General features: G+C 68.0%; 18 protein-coding genes. 10 read left to right on the top strand and 8 right to left on the bottom strand.

The window, feature by feature from the left end:
* The first annotated feature begins 94 nt into the window (after positions 1–94).
* The 5 genes from L6Q21_RS00200 to L6Q21_RS00180 all read left to right on the top strand — a co-directional run bounded on the left by L6Q21_RS00200 (position 95) and on the right by L6Q21_RS00180 (position 5,633).
* Complete coding sequence (locus L6Q21_RS00200; RefSeq protein ID WP_237828331.1) at positions 95–1,246, top strand: collagen-binding domain-containing protein; 1,152 nt, start codon at positions 95–97, stop codon at positions 1,244–1,246.
* Between the two features lie 303 nt (positions 1,247–1,549).
* A complete protein-coding gene (locus L6Q21_RS00195; RefSeq protein WP_237828325.1) occupies positions 1,550–3,301 on the top strand; it encodes an acetolactate synthase 3 large subunit in 1,752 nt (583 codons plus the stop codon).
* Positions 3,301–3,834, top strand: a complete 534-nt coding sequence (ilvN, locus tag L6Q21_RS00190; protein ID WP_237828323.1) for an acetolactate synthase small subunit — start codon at positions 3,301–3,303, stop codon at positions 3,832–3,834. The genes L6Q21_RS00195 and ilvN overlap by 1 nt, the downstream gene beginning before the upstream one ends.
* Positions 3,835–3,891: 57 nt before the next feature.
* On the top strand, positions 3,892–4,911 hold the full coding sequence (gene ilvC / locus L6Q21_RS00185; RefSeq protein WP_237828322.1) for a ketol-acid reductoisomerase: 1,020 nt from the start codon (positions 3,892–3,894) through the stop codon (positions 4,909–4,911).
* A gap of 218 nt (positions 4,912–5,129) precedes the next feature.
* Entirely contained in the window at positions 5,130–5,633 is a 504-nt protein-coding gene (locus L6Q21_RS00180) for an EF-hand domain-containing protein (protein WP_237828320.1), read from the top strand.
* Positions 5,634–5,637: 4 nt separating this feature from the next.
* On the opposite strand, the gene L6Q21_RS00175 is transcribed toward L6Q21_RS00180, so the two are convergent.
* The 3 genes from L6Q21_RS00175 to L6Q21_RS00165 form a co-directional block, all read right to left on the bottom strand.
* Entirely contained in the window at positions 5,638–6,174 is a 537-nt protein-coding gene (locus L6Q21_RS00175) for a hypothetical protein (RefSeq protein WP_237828319.1), read from the bottom strand.
* Positions 6,175–6,404: 230 nt separating this feature from the next.
* Positions 6,405–9,995: a transcription-repair coupling factor gene (gene mfd / locus L6Q21_RS00170; protein ID WP_237828317.1), complete on the bottom strand. Its 3,591-nt coding sequence runs from the start codon at positions 9,993–9,995 to the stop codon at positions 6,405–6,407.
* Between the two features lies 1 nt (position 9,996).
* A complete protein-coding gene (locus tag L6Q21_RS00165) occupies positions 9,997–10,269 on the bottom strand; it encodes an FAD assembly factor SdhE (protein WP_237828316.1) in 273 nt (90 codons plus the stop codon).
* A 73-nt stretch (positions 10,270–10,342) separates the two neighbouring features.
* On the opposite strand from L6Q21_RS00165, the gene recG reads away from it, so the two are divergent.
* Together recG and L6Q21_RS00155 are read left to right on the top strand one after the other, a co-directional pair.
* Positions 10,343–12,424 carry an ATP-dependent DNA helicase RecG gene (gene recG / locus L6Q21_RS00160; RefSeq protein ID WP_237828315.1) on the top strand — a complete coding sequence of 694 codons (2,082 nt, stop codon included), beginning with the start codon at positions 10,343–10,345 and terminating at the stop codon, positions 12,422–12,424.
* Positions 12,425–12,475: 51 nt separating this feature from the next.
* Complete coding sequence (locus L6Q21_RS00155; protein WP_237828313.1) at positions 12,476–12,973, top strand: tetratricopeptide repeat protein; 498 nt, start codon at positions 12,476–12,478, stop codon at positions 12,971–12,973.
* Positions 12,974–13,024: 51 nt separating this feature from the next.
* On the opposite strand, the gene L6Q21_RS00150 is transcribed toward L6Q21_RS00155, so the two are convergent.
* The 4 genes from L6Q21_RS00150 to L6Q21_RS00135 all read right to left on the bottom strand — a co-directional run bounded on the left by L6Q21_RS00150 (position 13,025) and on the right by L6Q21_RS00135 (position 17,186).
* Positions 13,025–14,491 carry an AMP nucleosidase gene (locus L6Q21_RS00150; protein ID WP_237828311.1) on the bottom strand — a complete coding sequence of 489 codons (1,467 nt, stop codon included), beginning with the start codon at positions 14,489–14,491 and terminating at the stop codon, positions 13,025–13,027.
* A 148-nt stretch (positions 14,492–14,639) separates the two neighbouring features.
* Positions 14,640–14,975: a 2Fe-2S iron-sulfur cluster-binding protein gene (locus L6Q21_RS00145; RefSeq protein WP_237828309.1), complete on the bottom strand. Its 336-nt coding sequence runs from the start codon at positions 14,973–14,975 to the stop codon at positions 14,640–14,642.
* Positions 14,972–16,105 carry a cysteine desulfurase family protein gene (locus tag L6Q21_RS00140; RefSeq protein WP_237828307.1) on the bottom strand — a complete coding sequence of 378 codons (1,134 nt, stop codon included), beginning with the start codon at positions 16,103–16,105 and terminating at the stop codon, positions 14,972–14,974. The genes L6Q21_RS00145 and L6Q21_RS00140 overlap by 4 nt, the downstream gene beginning before the upstream one ends.
* Positions 16,095–17,186 (bottom strand): cysteine desulfurase family protein, encoded by a 1,092-nt coding sequence (locus L6Q21_RS00135; RefSeq protein ID WP_237828304.1) that lies wholly within the window; start codon positions 17,184–17,186, stop codon positions 16,095–16,097. Before L6Q21_RS00135 ends, L6Q21_RS00140 begins: the two co-directional genes overlap by 11 nt.
* 96 nt (positions 17,187–17,282) lie before the next feature.
* Here L6Q21_RS00135 and L6Q21_RS00130 point away from each other — a divergent pair, with 96 nt between their 5' ends.
* The gene (locus L6Q21_RS00130; protein WP_237828303.1) at positions 17,283–17,930 is read left to right on the top strand and encodes an alpha/beta hydrolase; all 648 of its coding nucleotides are present in this window, start codon (positions 17,283–17,285) and stop codon (positions 17,928–17,930) included.
* Between the two features lie 279 nt (positions 17,931–18,209).
* Complete coding sequence (locus L6Q21_RS00125) at positions 18,210–18,545, top strand: UrcA family protein (RefSeq protein WP_237828301.1); 336 nt, start codon at positions 18,210–18,212, stop codon at positions 18,543–18,545.
* Between the two features lie 219 nt (positions 18,546–18,764).
* Here the strand turns inward: L6Q21_RS00125 and L6Q21_RS00120 are convergent, their stop codons facing one another.
* Positions 18,765–19,883 (bottom strand): anhydro-N-acetylmuramic acid kinase, encoded by a 1,119-nt coding sequence (locus L6Q21_RS00120; RefSeq protein WP_237828299.1) that lies wholly within the window; start codon positions 19,881–19,883, stop codon positions 18,765–18,767.
* 25 nt (positions 19,884–19,908) lie between these two features.
* On the opposite strand from L6Q21_RS00120, the gene tyrS reads away from it, so the two are divergent.
* Positions 19,909–21,120: a tyrosine--tRNA ligase gene (tyrS, locus tag L6Q21_RS00115; RefSeq protein WP_237828298.1), complete on the top strand. Its 1,212-nt coding sequence runs from the start codon at positions 19,909–19,911 to the stop codon at positions 21,118–21,120.
* Positions 21,121–21,167 lie beyond the last annotated feature (47 nt).

Raw genomic sequence — 21,167 nt, 5'->3', positions numbered from 1 at the left:
CCGTTACAATCCGTCACGGTTAACGCTCTGGAATTCTGCTAAGGGGTTCCCACATCGAATGTATCAGAACAACTTTTTCGGGACGCAACGCACCATGAAACTCCGCACCCTTGCCGCCTTCGGGTTCGGCGGCCTCATCCTTGCAGCGCAGCCGGCTCTTGCCGCTGCTCCGGTCGGCGATCCGCTCGCCGGCCTGCAGGCGATGCGCGAAACCAACGCCATCATTCTCGGCAACGCCCAGGGCTGGCTCACCGTCGAAGGCAAGACCTTCATCGGCGGCAATCTTTCGGGCGGCGGCCAGTTCGGCGGCGGGAACGGCACCCAGGGTGCGGCGGCCTCGAACCGCGCCACGCTGACGGTCGGCGGCAACACCAGCGGCGGCATCGTCAGCCTGTCGAACGGTTCCAACGGCGGCAACGGCAATGTCGGCGCGCCGGCGAGCGTGGTGGTCGGCGGCGACTTCGGCGGCGCCAATGTGAACACCAGCGGCGCGACGGTGAAGGTCGGCGGCAGCGTCAGCAACATCAATGGCTCGCAAGGCACCACGGTGGAAGCCGGCGGCGCCGGCAAGGGCTATCTGAACGCCGGCGGCGGCAGCATCGCCGTCAACAAGGGCGACCAGTTCACGACCGATCTCCGCGCCGGCATCGCCGCGGAAACCGGCAAGCTGGAAGCCGATCTGAAGGCGCTTTCGCTCTCGCTCGCGCAAGTGAAGCAGACGTCCGGCAACAGCATCGTCGAAAATTATGGCGCGCGGACCCTGAACGCGGTGGACAATGGCACCGGCGTCAGCGTCTTCACCCTCTCGGAAGCCGATCTCAACGGCTGGCAGTTCAAGCTGAACGTCGCCGATCCGGCGCTGACGGTGGTCTTCAACATCCTGGGCGACGGCAATTACAACTGGAACACCGGCCTCGCCGGCGCCTTCGGCCCGGACTTTGCCGGCAATGTGATCTGGAACTTCTCGGACGCGGCTTCGGTTCATGTCTCGCAAGGCGTTTTCGGCTCGATCCTGGCGCCCTTCGCGAATGTCGTGACCCAGTCGGCCGTTTCCGGCTCGATCGTCGCCAACGGCCTGCGGGCGCACAGCGCGGTGAAGCTCGGCACCTATGACGGCGGCAACCTCGGCTTCGGGGCCGCCGACGCGGTCCCCGAGCCCGCCACTTGGGCGATGCTGATCATCGGCTTCGGCCTGGTGGGCATGGCCATGCGCCGCCGCGAGGGGATCGCCCGCCTCAGCGCCTGAGGCGCGGCAAGCCATGGAACGGGTGGCGCCAGGCGCCACCCGCCAGACCTGCGGCTTGCGTCCGGCTGGCGGACATGGCCTTATCCTTTCCGCCGGCCGACTCAAGTTTCAGCTTCGTGGCCACGCCTTTCCAACGAATAGTGGCATTTTTTGCAGCAATAAAATCTTTTATGTCTCAATCATAAAATAAAATTACTCATAACAGTTTATGGTAGACATAAAATTCCATAACGGGCGTTGACAGCCCCGCATTGCATCCCTATGCCGCCCGCTCACGCCAGAAGCGGGCAGGAAGGAAGATCAATGCAAGGCCGGGAGTTGAGCGGCGCGGACATCATCGTGAAGGCGCTGGTCGATCTTGGCGTGGATACGATCTTCGGCTACCCTGGCGGCGCCGTCCTGCCGATCTACGATGCGCTTTTCCGGCAGAACAAGATCCGCCATATCCTCGTCCGCCACGAGCAGGCGGCGGTGCACGCGGCCGAGGGCTATGCCCGTTCCACGGGGCGGCCCGGAGTCGTGCTGGTCACCTCCGGCCCCGGCGCCACCAATGCCGTCACCGGAATCACCGACGCGCTGATGGATTCCATTCCCCTCGTCGTGCTGACGGGGCAGGTGGCGACGCATCTGATCGGTTCGGACGCCTTCCAGGAGTGCGACACGGTCGGCATCACCCGCCACTGTTCCAAGCACAATTATCTGGTGAAGGAGACGGCCCGCCTCGGCGCCGTCATCCATGAGGCGTTCCACATCGCCACCGCCGGCCGCCCCGGTCCGGTCGTCGTCGACATTCCGAAGAATGTGCAGGTGGCGACCGCCCGCTATGAGAAGCCTGCCCGCATCGAGCACAAGACCTATCGCCCCAGGGTGAAGGGCGATCTGGCGGCGATCGAGGCGGCGGTGGACATGCTGGCCTCGGCCGAGCGGCCTATCCTTTACATCGGCGGCGGGGTGATCAATTCCGGCCCGGGTGCCGCGCAGCTGCTGCGCGACCTCGCCCGGCTGAGCCATGCCCCGGTCACCTCCACGCTGATGGGCCTCGGCGCCTTCCCGGCCTCCGATCCGCAATTCCTCGGCATGCTGGGGATGCACGGCACCTATGAAGCCAATTTCGCCATGAACCAGTGCGACCTGATGCTGTGCCTGGGCGCCCGCTTCGACGACCGGGTGACCGGCCGTCTGGACGGTTTCAGCCCGTCGAGCCGCAAGGTGCATGTCGACATCGACCCGTCCAGCTTCAACAAGACGGTGCGGGTGGACCTGACGATCGAGGGCGACGTCGGCCATGTGCTGGAGGATATGGTGAAGCTCTGGCGCGCGCGCGGCCTGCAGCCGGCGGACCAGCAGGACTGGTGGTCGCGCATCCGCGGCTGGCGGGAGAAGAACAGCCTGGCCTTCCGGCAGGAGGGGGCGAAGATCCAGCCGCAGCACGCCATCCGCCGCCTGTGGGAAGCGACGCACCGGCGCAATCCGATCATCACCACCGAAGTCGGCCAGCACCAGATGTGGGCGGCGCAGCATTTCGATTTCGAGCAGCCGAACAAATGGCTGACCTCGGGCGGGCTCGGCACCATGGGCTATGGGCTGCCGGCGGCCATCGGCGCGCAACTGGGCAATCCGGGATCGCTGGTGATCGACATCGCCGGGGAAGCGTCGATCCAGATGAACATCCAGGAGCTGGCGACCGCCACCCAATATCGCCTGCCGGTGAAGGTGTTCGTGCTGAACAACGAATATATGGGCATGGTCCGCCAGTGGCAGGACCTGACCTACGAGGGCCGGCATTCGCAAAGCTATTCCGACAGCCTGCCCGATTTCGTGAAGCTGGCCGAGGCCTATGGCTGGAAGGGCATCCGCATCGAGACAGAGGACCAACTGGACGCCGGCATCGCCGAAATGCTGGCGCATGACGGGCCGGTGTTCGTCGACTGTCTGGTGGAGAAGCACGCCAATTGCTTCCCGATGATCCCGTCCGGCGCGACGCATGTGGAAATGCTGCTGTCGCCCGATCAGGTGTCGGGCAAGGTGGCGAAGTCGGCGGAGGCGCTGGTCTGATGGCGCCCCGCACGAAATCGCTCTTCCCCGAGGAAATCTCGGAACGGCACACGCTGTCGATCCTCGTCGACAATGAGGCCGGCGTGCTGGGCCGCATCGTCGGCCTGTTCTCGGCGCGCGGCTACAATATCGAAAGCCTGACGGTCGCCGACATCACCCAGGATGAAGCGGTCAGTCGCATCACCATCGTCACCTCCGGCCCGCGCCGGGTGATCGATCAGATCACCGCCCAGCTCGACCGGCTGGTACCGGTGCACAGCGTCACCGACCTGACGGAGCTCGGCCCGCATGTGGAGCGCGAGCTGGCGCTGGTGAAGGTGGCCGGCACCGGCGAAAGCCGCGCGGAAGCGCTGCGGCTGGCCGGCATCTTCCGCGCCCGGCCCGTCGACACCACCACCCAGAGCTTCGTGTTCGAGATCAGCGGCTCCACCGTCAAGGTGGACCAGTTCATCGAGCTGATGCGCGAAGTGGGCCTCGTCGAGGTGGCCCGCGGCGGTGTCGTCGCCCTCTCGCGGGGGGCGGAAGCCCGATAGTTTTCAGCCTGTCATGGCCGGCCAGACAGCCGGAGTCTTCAACCCAAGAGGAAGAATATGCGCGTTTATTATGATGCCGATGCCGATCTGGCGCTGGTGAAGTCGAAGAAGGTCGCCATCGTCGGCTATGGCTCGCAGGGCCATGCCCATGCCCAGAATCTGCGCGACAGCGGCGTCGCCGAAGTGGCAATCGCGCTTCGCCCCGGCTCGGCGACCGCAGCCAAGGCCGAAGCCGCCGGCTTCAAGCTTCTGTCGAACGCCGAAGCCGCCAAATGGGCCGACATCGTGATGATCCTGGCGCCGGACGAGCATCAGGCCGCCATCTACGCCGACGACCTCGCCGCCAATCTGAAGCCGGGCGCCGCGCTCGCCTTCGCCCATGGCCTCAACGTCCACTTCGGCCTGATCGAGCCGCGCGCCGACCTCGACGTGATCATGATCGCGCCCAAGGGACCGGGCCACACCGTGCGGTCGGAATATCAGAAGGGCGGCGGCGTGCCCTGCCTCGTCGCCGTGGCGCAGGATGCGTCGGGCAACGCCATGGACGTGGCGCTTTCCTATGCGTCGGCCATCGGCGGCGGCCGGTCCGGAATCATCGAGACCAACTTCCGCGAAGAGTGCGAGACCGACCTCTTCGGCGAGCAGGCGGTGCTCTGCGGCGGCATCACCCACCTGATCCAGGCCGGTTTCGAAACGCTGGTGGAAGCCGGCTACGCGCCGGAAATGGCCTATTTCGAGTGCCTGCACGAAACCAAGCTGATCGTCGACCTGCTCTATGAAGGCGGTATCGCCAACATGCGCTATTCGATCAGCAACACCGCCGAATATGGCGACATCACCACCGGCCCGCGCATCATCACCGATGAAACGAAGGCAGAAATGAAGCGCGTTCTGGCCGACATCCAGGCCGGGCGTTTCGTGAAGAACTTCATCCTCGACAACCGCGCCGGGCAGCCGGAACTGAAGGCCGCCCGCAAGCAGGCCGCCGCCCACCAGATCGAGCAGGTGGGAAGCGAACTGCGGGCGATGATGCCCTGGATCGCCAAGAACAAGCTGGTGGACAAGGCGAAGAACTGATCGCCCGAGATGGAAGGGGCGGCCATCGCCGCCCCTCTATCTATCGCCGGTTCAGGAAAGCGCGCTAGAACGGCGGGCATATCCGGAGACCCGCCATCCTGACCCTCATCCTCCTTCTCGCCGCAGCCGCCGAACCTCCCTCTCAGCCCGCGGGCCAGCAGCTTTTCCTCGCCCCTTCCGGCCAGCCTTTCCGCGCGGCCTCGGGCGCGCCCTATCCGGTGGCGGACTGGTTCCGGCAGGCGGACCGGGACGCGGACGGGCGCCTGACGCGGGACGAGTTCCTAGCAGACGGGGAAGCCTATTTCCGCACGCTGGACCTGAACGGCAACGGGCAATTGGAGGCGGCGGAGATCGACGCCTATGAAGCCGCCGTCCTCGCGCCGCTCACGCCCCGGCCGGGGCAGCGCGCGCCCGACGCAAAGGCCGAAGCGAATGCGGGCGAGCGCCCCATGCCGATGCCGGCCAGTGCCCCGCCCCGCCGCACCCGGCCAACGCCCGGCGCGCCACGGGGCGCGGGGCTTTATGGCGTCATAGACATCCGCCACCCGGTCAAGGCGGCCGATCAGGACATGAACAGCCGTGTCACCGCCGAGGAATGGCGCAAGGTCCTGAACGGCCGCTTCGCCATTCTGGACAGGCAGGGGCAGGGCTATCTGACGCTGGAGACTCTGCCGCCGACACCGTGGCAGACGATGCAGCCGGGCTTCAAGGCGAAGAAATAGCCGGTTATTTCTTCGGATCTTCCTGCACCACCGTCAGGTCGATCATCTCGGCATTGTAGCGATAGCCCAGCTCGATCCAGACCAGCTTGTCCTCCTGCCGGATCAGATATTGCCGGAAGCGATAGGGCCAGGGGTCGTAGAGATCCTGCACGAAGCGGGGCGCATTCTCCTCGATCAGCTTGCGCCCGGAATCGGGGATCGCGCCATCGAACACCCGCACGCCGCCCAGGCCGGTGATCTGCCGGTCGAGCTGGCTCAGCAGCAGCGTTTCGTTCCATTCGCCGCCGTTGGCGAAGATGTCGGCATGATAATAGGGGCCGCTGACGATCAGGGGCTGGCCGCCGGCGAAGATATATTTCTCCTCGAAGCCAAGCTTCTTGCCGTTGCGGGCGACGAAGCCCGCGGGAGCTTTCACGAAGGGGAAGCTGCCGAGGTCGTGCGCCGAAACCGGCACGGAAGCCGGGGCGGACTTCGCCTGAGCGGCGAGCGGCGCGGCGGCAAGGGCGATGGCGGCCATTGCCAGAAAGGCTTTTGAAATCACGGACATTCCTTGGGCATGCGATTGAAGCGGTCAGTGCCTAGGCGCCGCATATGACATTCATGCGTCAGCAGCCAGACAGCGCCCAGGTTGAGGACTCATATTCCCTGTCGTTTCGTCACCCCGGGCTTGACCCGGGGTCCAGCTTTCCGGCCGGCTGAGCCAGGAAGCGGGATCCCGGGTCAAGCCCGGGATGACGGAAAACACATCCATTACTTGTATGAGGTCTCAGCCTAGCGCCGTTTCGACTTGAACACCCCCGGCACCACCGGCCGCTTCGCAGCGGGCGCGACCACTGGCTGCGGCGCCTTTTCGCCGCCCTGCAACGCCGCCTGCGCCAGCCCGCGCGCCAGCGACAGCGCGCCCGCCAGCCGCGCTTCCGGGCCGCCGAAATCGCGGGCGAGGAACAGCTTCTGGTCCGGGCGCAGCTTCGCCTGGCCCTTCAGCCGGTTGATCCACTCGACGAGGCCGACCGGGTTGGGGAATTTGTCGTCCACGAAGGTGACGAGCGCCCCCTTCGGCCCCACTTCGATCTTCTGGATATGCGCCTTCTTCGCGGCGTTGCGCGCCTCCACGATCTTCAGCAGATTGGCGGCCGCTTCCGGCAGCTTGCCGAAACGGTCGATCATCTCGGCGGCGAAGGCTTCGATCCCCGCCCGATCCTGCAGCTCCGCCGCCCGGCGGTAAAGCGCCATCCGAAGCGCGAGGTCGGGCACATAATCCTCGGGGATCATCACCGGCGCATCGACCGAGATGGTCGGCGAGCCCGGATCCTCCGGCGGCCGCAGCCCCTTCGCCTCGGCCTTGGCGACGAGGATCGCGTCCTCCAGCATCGACTGGTAGAGTTCGAAGCCCACCTCGCGGATATGGCCGGATTGCTCGTCGCCCAGCAGGTTGCCGGCGCCGCGCTGGTCGAGATCGTGGCTGGCTAGTTCGAAGCCGGCGCCCAGCGAATCGAGGCTGGCCAGAACGTGCAGCCGCTTTTCTGCGGACGCGGTCAGCGTGCCGTCGGTCGCCGTCGTCAGCAGCGCATAGGCCCGCCGCTTCGCCCGGCCGACGCGCCCGCGCAACTGGTAGAGCTGCGCCAGTCCATACATATCGGCGCGGTGGACGATGAGGGTGTTGGCGTTCGGAATATCGATCCCGGATTCGATGATGGTGGTGGCCAGCAGCACGTCGAAACGGCCGTCGGTGAAGGCCATCATCCGCTCCTCGATCTCGCCCGCGGCCATCTGCCCGTGCGCGGTCACCGAACGCACTTCGGGCACCTGCTCGCGCAGGAACTGCTCGATGTCGGGAATGTCGGAGATGCGCGGCACGACGATGAAGCTCTGCCCGCCGCGATAATGTTCGCGCAGCAGCGCCTCGCGCACCACCACCGGATCGAAGGGGGAAACCGTGGTGCGGACCGCCAGCCGGTCGACCGGCGGGGTGGCGATCACCGACAACTCGCGGATGCCCGACAGCGCCATCTGCAGCGTGCGCGGGATGGGAGTGGCGGTCAGCGTCAGCACATGCACATCGTGCCGCAGCGATTTCAGCCGCTCCTTGTGGGTCACGCCGAAGCGCTGCTCCTCGTCGACGATGACGAGGCCGAGGCGCTTGAACTCCACGCCCTTCGAGAGGATGGCGTGGGTGCCGACGACGACATCCACCTGGCCGTCTGCCAGCCCGTCGCGGGTGGCCTTTGCCTCGGCGGCGGGCACCAGCCGGGAAAGCGCGCCGACCGAAAGCTCCGTCTGCTCGAAGCGCTGGCGGAAGGTCTGCGCGTGCTGCCGGGCGAGAAGCGTGGTGGGGCAGACCACCGCCACCTGCGCCCCGGCGGCGGCGGCCACATAGGCCGCGCGCAAGGCCACCTCCGTCTTGCCGAAGCCGACATCGCCGCAGACCAGCCGGTCCATCGGCCGCCCGGCGCAAAGGTCATCCAGCACCTCGTCGGTGGCGCGCAACTGGTCGTCGGTCTCGGCCCAGGGGAAGCCGGAGAGGAAGGCGGCATAGCCCTGCTGCTCCACCTCGAAGCTGTCGGCGGAGCGGGTGGCGCGGAGCGCGGCGGTCTTCAGCAGGGCGTGGGCGATCTCGCGGATACGCTCCTTCATCCGCGCCTTGCGCTGCTGCCAGCCGGTGCCGCCCAGCTTGTCGAGCGCCACGCCCTCGCTCTCGCTGCCGTAGCGCGACAGCACGTCGAGATTCTCGACCGGCACATAGAGCTTGTCGCCGCCGGAATATTCCAGCGCCACGGTGTCATGCTCGGCGCCGGTCACCCTGATCGCCACCAGCCCGATATAGCGGCCGATGCCATGCTCCTGGTGCACGACCAGCTCGCCGGCCTCCAGCGATTGCAGGTCTTTCAGGAAAGCGTCGGCCTTGCGGGCGGAGCGGCGGCGGACCAGCCGGTCGCCCAGCATGTCCTGCTCGGTCCAGAGCTCGATTTCCGGCAGGCGGAAGCCGCTTTCCAGCCCGAGGACGACGGCGGGCACCAGCCCCTTCGCCGCCAGCCCCTGCGCTTCCTGCCAGTTCTTCACCGGCTCGATCGCCCCGGCGCCCTGCTCGCCCAAAAGCCCCAGCACCCGCTCGCGCGAGCCTTCGGAATAGGCGGCCAGCGCCACCCGGCGGCCAGCGGCCAGCGCTTCCTTCAGCCGCTCGGCGACCGCCTGATAGATGGTCGGCCCGCCGGCCGCGGCGGCGACTCGCGCGGGCGTGAAGTCCGGCGCGCCCAGCGCCCCCAGATCGATCCCGACTTCGCCGGGAAGCGGGCTGGTTTCATGCGCCCGCCCGGTGTCGGCCTTCCACTCCCCGGGCGAAAGGTAAAGGGCGTCGGCCTCCAGCGGACGATAGACCGACGCGCCCAGCTTCGCCTTGCCCTTGCCGGCCGGCGCTTTCAGCGCGGCCAGCCGGTTCTGGTGGTAATCGGCGATCGCCTCGAAGCGGGCCTCCGCCGCCGCGCCGACTCCGCTGTCGGTCAGGATGATGTCGCTGTCGCCCAGCCAGTCGAACAGAGTCACCAGCCGCTCTTCGAACAGCGGCAGGAAATGCTCGAGGCCGGGGATGCGCCGGCCTTCGCTTGCCGCCTGGTAGATGGGGTCGGCTGTGGCGTCGGCGCCGAAACGCTCCAGCCAGCGGCCCCGGAAGGCGCGGATTCGCGCTTCGTCCAGCAGCAGTTCCGAGACCGGCAGCAGGGTGAAGCCTTCGGCCCGGCCGATGGTCAACTGGGTGAGCGGGTCGATGGTGCGGATGGCGTCCACTTCGTCGCCGAAGAAATCCAGCCGGTAGCCGCGCAGCTTTTCCCCGTCAGCCGGCGGCACCAGATCGACGAGGCCGCCGCGCACGGCGAAATCGCCGGCGTCGGCGACGGTCTCCACCCGCGTATAGCCGGCGCGCATCAGCGTCTGCACCAGCGCTTCCCGGTCGATCCGCGCGCCTTGCCTCACTTCCAGCGAGGCGCCCGCCACCACCTCCCTCGGCAGCAGCCGCTGGCTGGCGGCGGCGACGGTGGTCACCAGCAATTCCGGGCCTTGCGCCGGACGCGCAAGCGCCGACAGGGCGGCCAGCCGCTCGGCCAGCACCTTCTGCGCCGGGCTGGCCCGGTCGTAGGGCAGGCAGTCCCAGGCGGGCAGCCAGATGGTCTTCAGTTCCGGAGCGAAGAAAGTGGCGGTTTCCACCACCGCCCGGCCTGCGGCCTCGTCGCTGGCGATGAGAGCCACGCGCCGCCCGTCCAGCCCGCCCGCTCGCGCCAGATCGGCCAGCAGCCAGGGCAGCAGGCCGGCGGGTGCGCCGGTCAACTTCAGCGGGCGCAGGCTGGCGGCGATCTCGGCGACCGGCAGCATCTCAGCGCGGCACCAGCCTGATATAGTCCAGCGCCTTCAGCCGCTCGAACATCGGCCCTTGCAGGCGCTCGGGCGGCTCGCCGCGCCCGAAGGCCCAGGCCATGATGTCCACGTCCTGCTCGTCCATCAATTCCTCGAACCAGGCGATTTCCGTTTCGTTCAATTCGGTCAGCCAGCGGTCGGCGAAGCCGCCCACCATCATGTCGGCTTCCCGCGTGCCGCGATGGTGGGCCCGCCAGAGCAGCTGTTTCCGCCTCGTTTCGTCTAGCGCCATCGCCGGTCATCCAATGCAGCAGGGCGGCACGCGCGATTTGCGGGCCGCCGATCACTTCGCTAGCGCTTAGGGCATGCGCCCCGAACGGCTCAACCCCTTGTTCGCAGACGTGGCCTCGCTGGCTGGAGTCGGTCCGGCCGCCGCGCGCGCGCTGGAGCGGCTGGAGATCCGCCGCGTGCGCGACCTGCTGTTCCACTTCCCCATCGGCTGGCGCCACACCAGCCGCGTGGAAGGGTTGGGGAACGCGCGGGAAGGGGAGAGGGTCTCCCTCTCCGTCGACATCCTCTCGCACGAACCCAGCCGGGGCCGGGGGCCGTTCCGAATCACCGCCGACGACGGGTATGGAATCGGCCTGATCCTGGCTTTCTTCGGCCCCAAGGGCTCCGGCCTCGCCAATCGCTTTCCGGTCGGCTCGGCCGTCACCGTCGCCGGCCGGCTGGAGTTGTGGAACGGGCGTTTCCAGATGATCCACCCGGAACTGGTGCGCGCCGCCGATTCCGAAGGCGGTGCGGACTGGGCGGAGCCGGTTTATCCGCTGACCGAGGGTTTCACCAGCCGCCGGCTCGCCACACTGACACAGGCGGCGCTGGAGAAGCTGCCGGAACTGCCCGAATGGATCGAGCCTTCGCTGCTAGGCGCGCGCGGCTGGCCCGGCTTCGGCCCGGCGCTGCACAGCGTCCATGGCGAGCCCGAAAGCGCAAGCGCCCGCGACCGGCTCGCCTATGACGAGCTTCTGGCCGCGCAACTGGCCTGGGCGCTGGTGCGCGCCCGGAGGCGGCGCAAGCGCGGCACGCCGCTTCAGGGCGACGGGCGGCTTTCGCGGCCGCTGCTCGCCGCCTTGCCCTTCCGCCTGACGGGCGCGCAGACACAGGCCATTTCCGAAATCGCCGGAGACCTCGCCGCGCCGCACGCCATGCTGCGGCTGCTGCAAGGCGATGTCGGCGCGGGGAAGACGCTGGTGGCGCTGATGGCGCTGCTGCTCGCGGTGGAAGCGGGCGCGCAGGGCGCCTTTCTCGCGCCCACCGATCTTCTCGCCCGCCAGCATATGGCGACCTTGCAGAAGCTCATCGGGGACTTGCCCGTCCGGCTCGGCTTCCTGTCCGGGCGGGAGAAAGGCAAGGCGCGCGAAGCCCTTCTGGCCGACCTCGCCGAGGGGCGGATCGACATATTGATCGGCACGCACGCGCTCTTCTCGGCCGACGTCAACTACCGCAATCTCGGCCTGGCGGTGGTGGACGAGCAGCATCGCTTCGGCGTGGCGCAGCGGATGATGCTGGCGGAAAAGGCGGACCGGCCGCCGCATCTGCTGGTGATGACCGCGACCCCCATCCCGCGCACGCTGGCGCTCGCCAATTATGGCGAGATGGACATCTCGAAGCTCGGCGAACGCCCGCCGGGCCGGCAGCCGGTCGACACCCGCGTCGTCGCGCTGGGCCGAATCGAGGAAGTGCTGGACGGGCTCGGCCGGCATCTGGCCGCCGGCCGCCAGGCCTATTGGGTCTGCCCGCTGCTGGAGCCTTCCGAGGAGGAGGTGGAAGGCGCGCCCACCCCGGCCGTCACCCGCGCGGAAATGCTGCGGAAGCGCTTCGGAAACAGCGTCGCCCTCGTCCACGGCAAGCTTCCCGGGCCGGAGCGGGACCGGGAAATGGCCCGTTTCCAGTCCGGCGAGGCGAAGCTGCTGGTCGCCACCACCGTCATCGAAGTGGGGGTGGACGTGCCCAACGCCAGCCTGATGCTGATCGAATCCGCCGAGCGTTTCGGGCTGGCGCAACTGCATCAGTTGCGCGGGCGTGTCGGGCGTGGTTCGGACAAGTCCGTCTGCCTGTTGTTACGCGGCGAGACGCTTTCGGAAACCGCGCGCGAGCGGCTGAAGATGATGCGCGCGACCGACGACGGCTTCGCCATCGCCGAGGCGGACCTGAAGCTGCGCGGCGCCGGCGAACTGCTGGGCACCCGGCAGTCCGGCGACGAGGGATTCCGCCTGGCCACGCCGGAGCAGGTGCAGCGCTTCATCGAAACCGCGAGGGACGACGCCCGCCTGCTGGTCGAACGCGGAGGCGGCAACAGCCTGTCGGGCCCTCGTGGCGAGGCCGCGCGTCTTCTCCTCTATCTGTTTGAAAAGGATGCGGCGATCGCGACGCTCCGTGGCGGCTGATCGGCAGACGGCACTTGGAAAGCGGCCGGCACTGGGTTAATCAGCGCCATAATGCGAATGTTTTCCATTGCGTCGGCGGCGGGCCTGATCGCGCTCGCCACGGCTTTGCCCGCCTCCACGCAGCCGGCGGGGGTGCCCGTTTCCCGGCTCCTGGCTCCGGAGGCGGCTGCCGAATCCACCATGCAGATGGGCCTCAGCGCCTTCAAGGCCGGCGACCACAAGGCCGCGCAGCGCCACTTCCGCACGCTTGCGAGCCGGGGCGACCCGGCGGCCGAGACGCTTCTGGGCACCATGGCCGCCAACGGCCAGGGCGGCGCGCGCGACGACGCGGTCGCGGCCGCCTGGTTCCTGCGCGCTGCCCGGCGCGGCTATGCGCCGGCGCAACTGGCGCTTGCCGACAGCTTCGCGCGCGGCCGGGGCGTGCCGCAGGACCTCGCCCGGGCACGCACGCTCGCCCGCGCCGCCGCCGTGCAGGGCCACCCCGGCGCGGCCCAGTTCGCCGCCCGCATCACCCCGGAACGCTACGCCCTGCTGGCGGTTCGGCGCTGAGGGAAAAGCCGGGGTTCGTTCCCGGCTCGTGCCCGGAACGCAGACCCTGACTCAGCGGAACGGCGGCTCGTCGAAGGCGCGGAGCTTGCGGCTGTGCACCTTGCCGCCTTCCGCCCGCAGCCGTTCGACGGTGGAAATGCCGATTTGCAGATGCTCGGAAATGGCGCCTTCGTAGAAGCGATTGGCCTGCCCCGGCAGCTTGATCTCTCCGTGCAGCGGCTTGTCCGACACGCAGAGCAGCGTTCCATAGGGCACGCGGAAGCGATAGCCCTGCGCGGCGATGGTCGCCGATTCCATGTCCACCGCCACCGCCCGGCTCTGGTTGAAGCGGCGGGCCGTCAGGCCGAAGCGCAATTCCCAATTGCGGTCGTCGGTCGTCACCACCGTGCCGGTGCGCAACCGGGGCTTCAGCGCCTCCTGGTCGAGGCCGGTGACGGCGCTGGCGGCGGCGGACAGCGCCAGCTGCACTTCGGCGATGGCGGGAATCGGGATTTCCGGCGGCAGCATGTCGTCCAGCACATGATCGTCGCGCAGATAGGCGTGCGCCAGCACATAGTCGCCGATGGACTGGCTGGGGCGAAGCCCGCCGCAATGGCCGATCATCAGCCAGGCCTCGGGCCGCATCACCGCCAGATGGTCGGTGATGGTCTTGGCGTTGGAAGGGCCTACGCCGATGTTCACCAGCGTCAGCCCCTGGCCGTCCGCCGCCATCAGGTGCCAGGCCGGCATCTGGTGCCGGCGCCAGCTTCCGTCCCCCTGCGCCGCTTCCGGCGTGGCGTTCGACGCATCCAGCAGCGCCCCGCCCGAGCAGGAGAGATGCGTGTAGCGGCTGTCCGGCTTCGTCAGTTCCGCGCAGGCCCAGCGCACGAACTCGTCCACATAGCGGTGGTAGTTGGTGAACAGGATATGGTTCTGCGTGTGGTGCGCCGGCGCGCCGGTGTAATGCTTCAGCCGGGCGAGCGAGAAATCCGTGCGCGGCCCGTCGAACAGCGCCAATGGTCGGGCTTCCTCCGGCGCTTGCAGCCAGAGCCCGTCGGGCAGTTCGTCGCCGATATGCTTCAGGTCCGTCGTCGGGAAATGCCGCGCCAGCTCGCGCGCGGCGGTGGCGTCCAGTTCCAGCCCGGCGCCGTCCAGCACATAGGGGAAGGGAATCTCGACTCCGGACAGGCCGGCTTCGAAGCCGGCGCCATAATCCTTCACCAGCAGCGCCATCTGCTCGGTCAGATAGCGGCGGAAATGGTTGGGATGGGTGATGGTGACGGCATAGTCCCCGGGCTGCACCAGCCGGGCATAGGCGCGGCTCAGGCGCGGCGGGCTGGCCTCCGGATGGTAGGAGAGGCGAAGCTCGGGATAGGCGAAAAGCCCGTTCGCGCGTTCGTCCGCCCCGGGCGGCGGGCCGCCCTCCAGGAAGCGCTTCAGATGCGCGCGCAGATTCTCGACGGAGCGGGCGTGGAGGCGGGCCAGTTCATCGACCAGGGCCTCGGGCGTGGTTTCGATTCTTGTCGTTGGGATGTTCATCCCCGGGGTCTATGCCACGACATTGTGGCATTTGCCAGACAAGCGGAAGGCGCCTGACCAGAACCGGCCGATACCATCCGTCACCCCGGGTCAAGCCCGGGGTGACGAAGAGCTGGAGACGGGCGCTGGTTTCCGTGCTTCCGCCGCTTCAGCGCCCCTGCATGTTGGCGTGACCAGGCGGCAGCTTCACTTCCAGCCTCTCCAGCGCCGCCGTCAGCTCGATCTGACAGGCCAGGCGGGAAGTCGGCCCGACATGCGGGGTGAAATCCAGCATGTCCTCTTCATGCGCGCTGGGGGCTGGCAGCTTCGGTAGGTCCGCCGGGGCCACCAGCACATGGCAGGTGGAGCAGGCCATGGCGCCTTCGCAGGTGCCTTCCAGCGGCAGGCCCAGAATCTGCGCCACGCTGAGCAGCGACTGCCCCGCGGCGGCCTCCGTCTCGATCGCCAGGCTGCCGTCCGGGTTCAGGATGGTGAGGCGGGTCATGCCGCCGGCCGAAGGCGGGTGGCGGCGGCCACAAGCTGGTGGAGGGCATCCAGAAGCATGTCCGCCGAAATGCCGTCGTTCCAGCCGAGGCGCAAGGTCTGCCGCGCCTCGACGGTCGGCAGACCCAGCGCCGCCAGCACATGCGAAGGCCGCCCCGACCCCGAGGAACAGGCCGAGCCGGAACTGAGAGCAAGGCCGGGAAGGGCGGAAATCAGCCGCCCGGCTTCGATTCCGGGGAAGGTGACGGAGAGGTTGCCGGGCCAGCGATCCGGCCCCAGCGGCGCCGGGCCGTTGATCCGGTGCGGCACGGCCGCCAGAGTTTCGAGGGCGATTCCGGCCAGAAGCCGCGCATGCGCCTCTGTCGCCTTCGGGTCGGCGGCGCTGGCGGCGGCACCGAAGCCGGCAGCCAGCGCCGGCGCCTGCGTGCCGGAGCGGATCCCCGCTTCCTGCCCGCCGCCGTCCATCTGCGGCACCAGCTTCACGCCGGGGCGGACCCAGAGCGCGCCGATCCCCTTCGGCCCGCCGATCTTGTGGGCGGAAAGGGAAATCATGTCCGCGCCGGAGCCGGAAAGCCCGAGCTTCGCGAAGGCCTGCGCGGCGTCGGTGTGGAAGCGCGCGCCATGGGCATGGGCCATCGCCGCCATTTCGCGGATCGGCCAGATGCTGCCGACTTCATTGTTGACCCACATCGCCGAAACCAGCGCGACCTCGCCCGTCGTCAGCGCCGCTTCATAGGCGGCAAGATCCGGCAGGCCATCGGCGCGGACCGGCAGCAGGATCAGCGGAACGCCCTTCCTTTCCAGGTGCCGGGCGGATTCCAGCACGCAGCTATGCTCGGTGGCGAAGGTCAGCAGCGCCTTGCCCGGCGCGGACTCCATATAGCCCTTCAGCGCCAGATTATTGGCCTCCGTCGCGCCGGAGGTGAAAACCAGCCCTTCCGCCGCCTCCCCCAATTGCGCCGCCACCTGTGCCCGCGCCACCTCCAGCGCCGCTTTGGCGATTCGGCCGCCGCGATGGGCGCTGTGGGGATTCCAATGCTGCCCTTGCAGCAGCGGCAGCATCGCCTTCAGGGCCGCGGGCGAAAGCGGGCTGGTCGCCTGCGCGTCGAGATCGATCGGCTCAGGCGGCACTGCGCGCCTTCCGGGCGAGCGGCGCATAGGCTTCCAGGAATTTGTCGATCTCCGCCTCGGTGGTGCGCCAGCCGGTGGATATCCGCAGAGACTGGCCGGCCGCCTCTAAAAGCCCCATCGCCTCCAGCGTCGGCGAGGATTTGAGCGTGCCGGACGAGCAGGCGGAGCCTTGCGAAACAGCGATGCCCGCCATGTCCAGCTGCATCAACTGCGTGGCCGCCGGCACGCCGGGCAGGTGCAGGCTGCTGATGGTGGGAAGGCGCGGCGCACCCGCGCCGTTCACCCGGGCGCCCACCTCCACCGCCGCTGTCTCCAGCCGCTGCTGCAGCGCCGCCGCCCGCGCGGGAAATTCGGCGTTCCACAATTCCAGCGCCGCCGCCCAGCCGATGGCGCCGAGCAGATTTTCCGTGCCGCCGCGCCAGCCCTGCTCCTGCCCGCCCCCCCTTTGCACCGGCCGGAAACCGTCCTTGCAGCGCACGACGAGCGCGCCGATCCCGGCCGGGCCGCCCAGCTTGTGGCCGGAAACCGCCACGAAGTCGGCCGGGGGAATCGGCAGCTTGCCGGCCGACTGCACGCAGTCCGCCAGCAGCCGCGCGCCGGCAGCGTGCACGGCCTCGGCGATCCGCGCCATGTCCTGCACCACCCCGGTTTCGTTGTTCGCATGCTGAATCGCCACCAGCGCGCCTGCCGGGATTTCCGGCAGTTGCGCCCGGCCTTCGCGGTCCACGGGGATGCGGATGGCCCCGGGCGCGGCTTCCAGCACGGCCGGATGCTCGGTGGTCCCCAGCAGCCGTTCGCGCGCGTCGGCGCCGTTCAGCGCCAGCGCCAGCGCCTCGGTTCCGCCGCTGGTGAAGATCAGCGCGTCGGCGGGCACCCGCAGGAAGGCGGCGATGGTTTCCCGCGCGGCGTTCAGCGCCCGGCGCGCGGCCCGGCCCGGCGCATGCACCGAGGAGGGGTTGGCATAGGCCCCCGATTCCAGCTTCGAAGCGGCATCCGCCATTGCCGTGCGCGCGGCCGGATGCAGCGGCGCGGTCGCCGCCCAGTCGAGATAGGCCTTCGGGATTTGAGTGGGAGCCTTCATGGTGCTTGCAATATTCCTGCCGGCTTTCTTATAGGCCAGCTTTCCCGGATGCCACCCGGCGCTGCAAGAGACGCCGGGCAAGAATAAGGAACGTCCGTGCCGGAAGTGATTTTTCCCGGACCCGAGGGCCGGTTGCAAGGCCGATATCAACCCGCCGGAAAGCCCCGCCCGCCGATCGCCATCGTGCTGCACCCCCATCCGCAGGCCGGCGGCACCATGAACAACGCCATCAATCTGGCACTTTACCAGATGTTCGTGAAGCGCGGCTTCGCCACCCTGCGCTTCAACTTCCGGGGGGTCGGCCGCTCGGAAGGGGTGTTCGACAATGGGGTCGGCGAATTGTCCGATGCGGCTTCCGCTCTCGACTGGCTGCAGGCGATGAACCCCGAATCGTCGGGCACCTGGGTGGCGGGCTACAGCTTCGGCGCCTGGATCGGCATGCAGCTGCTGATGCGGCGGCCGGAGGTGAAGGGCTTCATCTCCATCGCCCCGCCGGCCAATCTCTACGACTTCGGCTTCCTGGCGCCCTGCCCCTCCAGCGGCATCATCGTGCAGGGCACCTCGGACGAGGTGGTGACGGAGCCGGCCGTGCAGAAGCTCGTCGACAAGCTGAAGACGCAGAAGCACATCACCATCGATTATGAAAAGATCGAGAACGCCAACCACTTCTTTGCCCATGAGATGGACGAGATGATGGGCAAGGTGGAAGCCTATCTGGACCGGAGGCTGATGAGCGCCCGCTGATCGATATCCTGTTGCGGAATAACGAAAAAGCCCGACTTGTTCGGGCTTTTTTTGCGCCTGGAAGGCAGGCATGGGATCGATGTATTTCGAATCGGGAAAAATATTATAGAGATTTTAGTTACAGTTTAATGACGATCGATTGACATATTTCTGACATCGACATAATCTCCAATTTGTAAGGGAAAGATTGCCGGCCGGCACGGCGCCGACGGCGAGGGAAGGCGGAGGATCCGACGACCGGCAATGGAGCCCCTTCATGACGCATGAGGGAGTTTGCGTATGTCTATCTTCTCGAAAGCCGCCGCAGGGCTTGCCGCGGCCGCCCTGTTCACCCTTCCGGCCATCGCTGCCGATCCCGCCAGCCAGCCGCAAGGCGTGCGCACCGTGGCGTTCAGCGACCTGAACCTGGAAACCGAAAACGGGCGCCTGGAATTGCAGCGCCGTCTGGTGCGCGCCGCCAAGTCGATCTGCGCGACCAACCCGGTGCTGGAAAGCTCCGCCATCCGCGCCGAGCGGGAGCGCTGCGAAACCGAAACCGCAGCCCAGTTCGACGCCCAGATCGCGGCCGCCATCCAGGCGAACCGCGCCCGGGCGGAAGCCTACGCCAGCCGCTGAAGCCTTTCCACGGGAGGGAAGGAGAGGCCGGGAGGGGAAACCCTTCCCGGCCTTTTCCTTTGGCGATCATGCAGTTTACGAACCAACGGCAATTGTGCGCTCGCCGACCTGAGAACGGACATTTCCAACACCGTCACCCCGGGTCAAGCCCGGGGTGACGAGGGAGTTTCATAGCCGCCCGCACAATCACCCTTCCTTTTGTGCGTGGCGCCCCTCACGTCACGACGGGCGGACGAGGCGGCCACCGCCAGCCGGCGCTGGCACCCCGGTCGTCTCGGGCCAGCTGAGCGGCAGGCCCTTCAGGTGGCGAACGGCGAGCCAGGCGAAGGCCTCGGCTTCCAGCGCGTCGCCGTTCCAGCCAAGCTCCTCCACCGGCCCGGCGGGCAGGCCGGTGCGGCTGGCGATCATGTGCATCAGCGTCGGATTGTGGCGCCCGCCGCCGGTCACGAACAGGCGCGTGAGCCGGACGGGCAGATTGTCGAGCGCCAGCGCGACCGTCCGCGAGGTGAAGGCCGTCAGCGTCGCCGCGCCATCCTCGGGGGAAAGGGCTGCCACCGCCGCAAGCGAGAAATCGTCCCGGTCCAGCGACTTAGGCCCTTGCGTCCGGAAATATTGCAGGCCTTCCATCCGCTGCAATATCGGCTCATCTACCTTGCCCGCCGCCGCCAGCCGCCCGCCCGCATCGAAGCGGCCGCCTCCATGGTGGGCGACCCAGTCGTCGATCAGGGCATTGCCCGGCCCGGTGTCGAAGCCCCCCCAGCGGGCGCCCGGATCGGCTGGATTCTCGAACCAGGTGAGATTGCCCACCCCGCCCAGATTCAGCACGCCGACGCCCCGATCCAGCCCTGACAATCGCGCCCGGTGGTAGCCGGGCGCCAGTGGCGCGCCCTGCCCGCCCGCCGCGACATCGGCGCTGCGGAAATCGTGCACGACCGGCCGCCCCGTCAGCCGCGCCAGCAAGGCCGCGTCGCCGATCTGCCAGGTGAAGGCGGCCGGGTGGCCGGAACCGGGGGGGCGGTGCGCCACCGTCTGCCCATGGAAGCCGATCAGCGTCGCCTGTTCCTGCCCGGGCAGGCGGGCGAGCAGGTCGGCGTGGGCATGGGTGAGAATCGCCTCGGCCTCGGCGATCAGCGGGTCCGTCCCCGGCGCCTGCATCTCCAGCGCCCGCTGCGATGCGGCCCGGATCAGGCCACGCTCCGCATCGTTGTAGGGGCGGTCGGCGAAGGCGAGGGCGCGGATTTCCGCTTCCCCGTCCGTCTCCAGCAGCGCCGCGTCCACGCCGTCCGCCGACGTGCCCGACATGAAGCCTATGACGAGATGCCGCTTTCCATCGCCCATGGCTTTCTTTAGACCGCCCGTCGCCATGACCTACAAGTCCGATTATCTGCAGACGCTGCAACGCCGCGGCTATATCCACCAGATCACCGACGCGGAAGGGGTGGACGCGCGCGCGTCGAAGCCCGGCCTCATGGCCTATATCGGCTTCGACCTCACCGGCCCGTCGCTGCATGTCGGGCATCTGATGTCGATCATGATGCTGCGCCGGCTGCAACAGCATGGCGGCAAGCCCATCGCGCTGATGGGCGGCGGCACCACCCGCATCGGCGATCCTTCCGGCAAGGACACGCAGCGCCAGTTGCTGGACAACGACACCATCGCCGCCAACAAGGCGAGCATCCGCCGCGTGTTCGAGCGCTTCCTCACCTTCGGCGACGGCCCGAACGATGCGATGATGCTGGACAACGCCGACTGGCTGCTGGACCTGAACTATGTCGAGTTCCTGCGCGACTATGGCCGCCACTTCAGCGTCAACCGCATGCTGACGATGGACAGCGTCCGCCTGCGGCTGGACCGAGAGCAGCCGCTTTCCTTCCTGGAATTCAATTACATGGTGTTGCAGAGCTACGACTTCGTCGAGCTGAACCGCCGCTATGGCTGCGTCATGCAGATGGGCGGCTCCGACCAGTGGGGCAATATCACCATGGGGGTCGACCTCGGCCGCCGCGTGGCCGGCGCCGAGCTTTACGGCCTCACCACCCCGCTCATCACCAACGCCGACGGCTCTAAAATGGGCAAGACGGCGGCCGGCGCCGTCTGGCTGAACGCCGACATGCTGGCCGACTGGGACTATTGGCAATTCTGGCGCAACGTCGACGACCGCGACGTAGGCAAGTTCCTGCGCCTGTTCACCGACATGCCCGACGACGAGATCGCCAGGCTAGAGGGACTGGAAGGCGCGGAAATCAACGACGCGAAGATCGTTCTGGCCAACGCCGCCACCACGCTCTGCCGCGGCGCGCATGCGGCGGAAGCCGCCGAGGCCACCGCCCGCGCCACCTTCGCCGAAGGCGGCGCCGGGGAGGCGCTGCCGCATGTCTCGGTGCCGTTTCCGATCGCCCTCGTCGACGCGCTCACCGCCACCGGCCTTGCCGCTTCGAAGGGCGAGGCCCGGCGCAAGCTGGGTGAAAACGCTGTCCGGCTGGACGGCGAACCCGTTTCGGACCCCAACCATCTGATCTCCGGCCCCGCCAGGCTGAGCCTCGGCAGGAAGCGCCACGCGCTGCTGGTGAAGTGATCCCGGAGCGGGTTCCGGCAAGCCAGCCGGAACCCGTCCGGATAGGG

Origin of the sequence: Sandaracinobacteroides sayramensis (assembly GCF_022014495.1) — a bacterium.
Lineage (GTDB): Bacteria > Pseudomonadota > Alphaproteobacteria > Sphingomonadales > Sphingomonadaceae > Sandaracinobacteroides > Sandaracinobacteroides sayramense.
The sequence above is the reverse complement of the archived record's forward strand: the minus strand, read 5'-3'. Positions and strand labels throughout refer to the sequence as shown.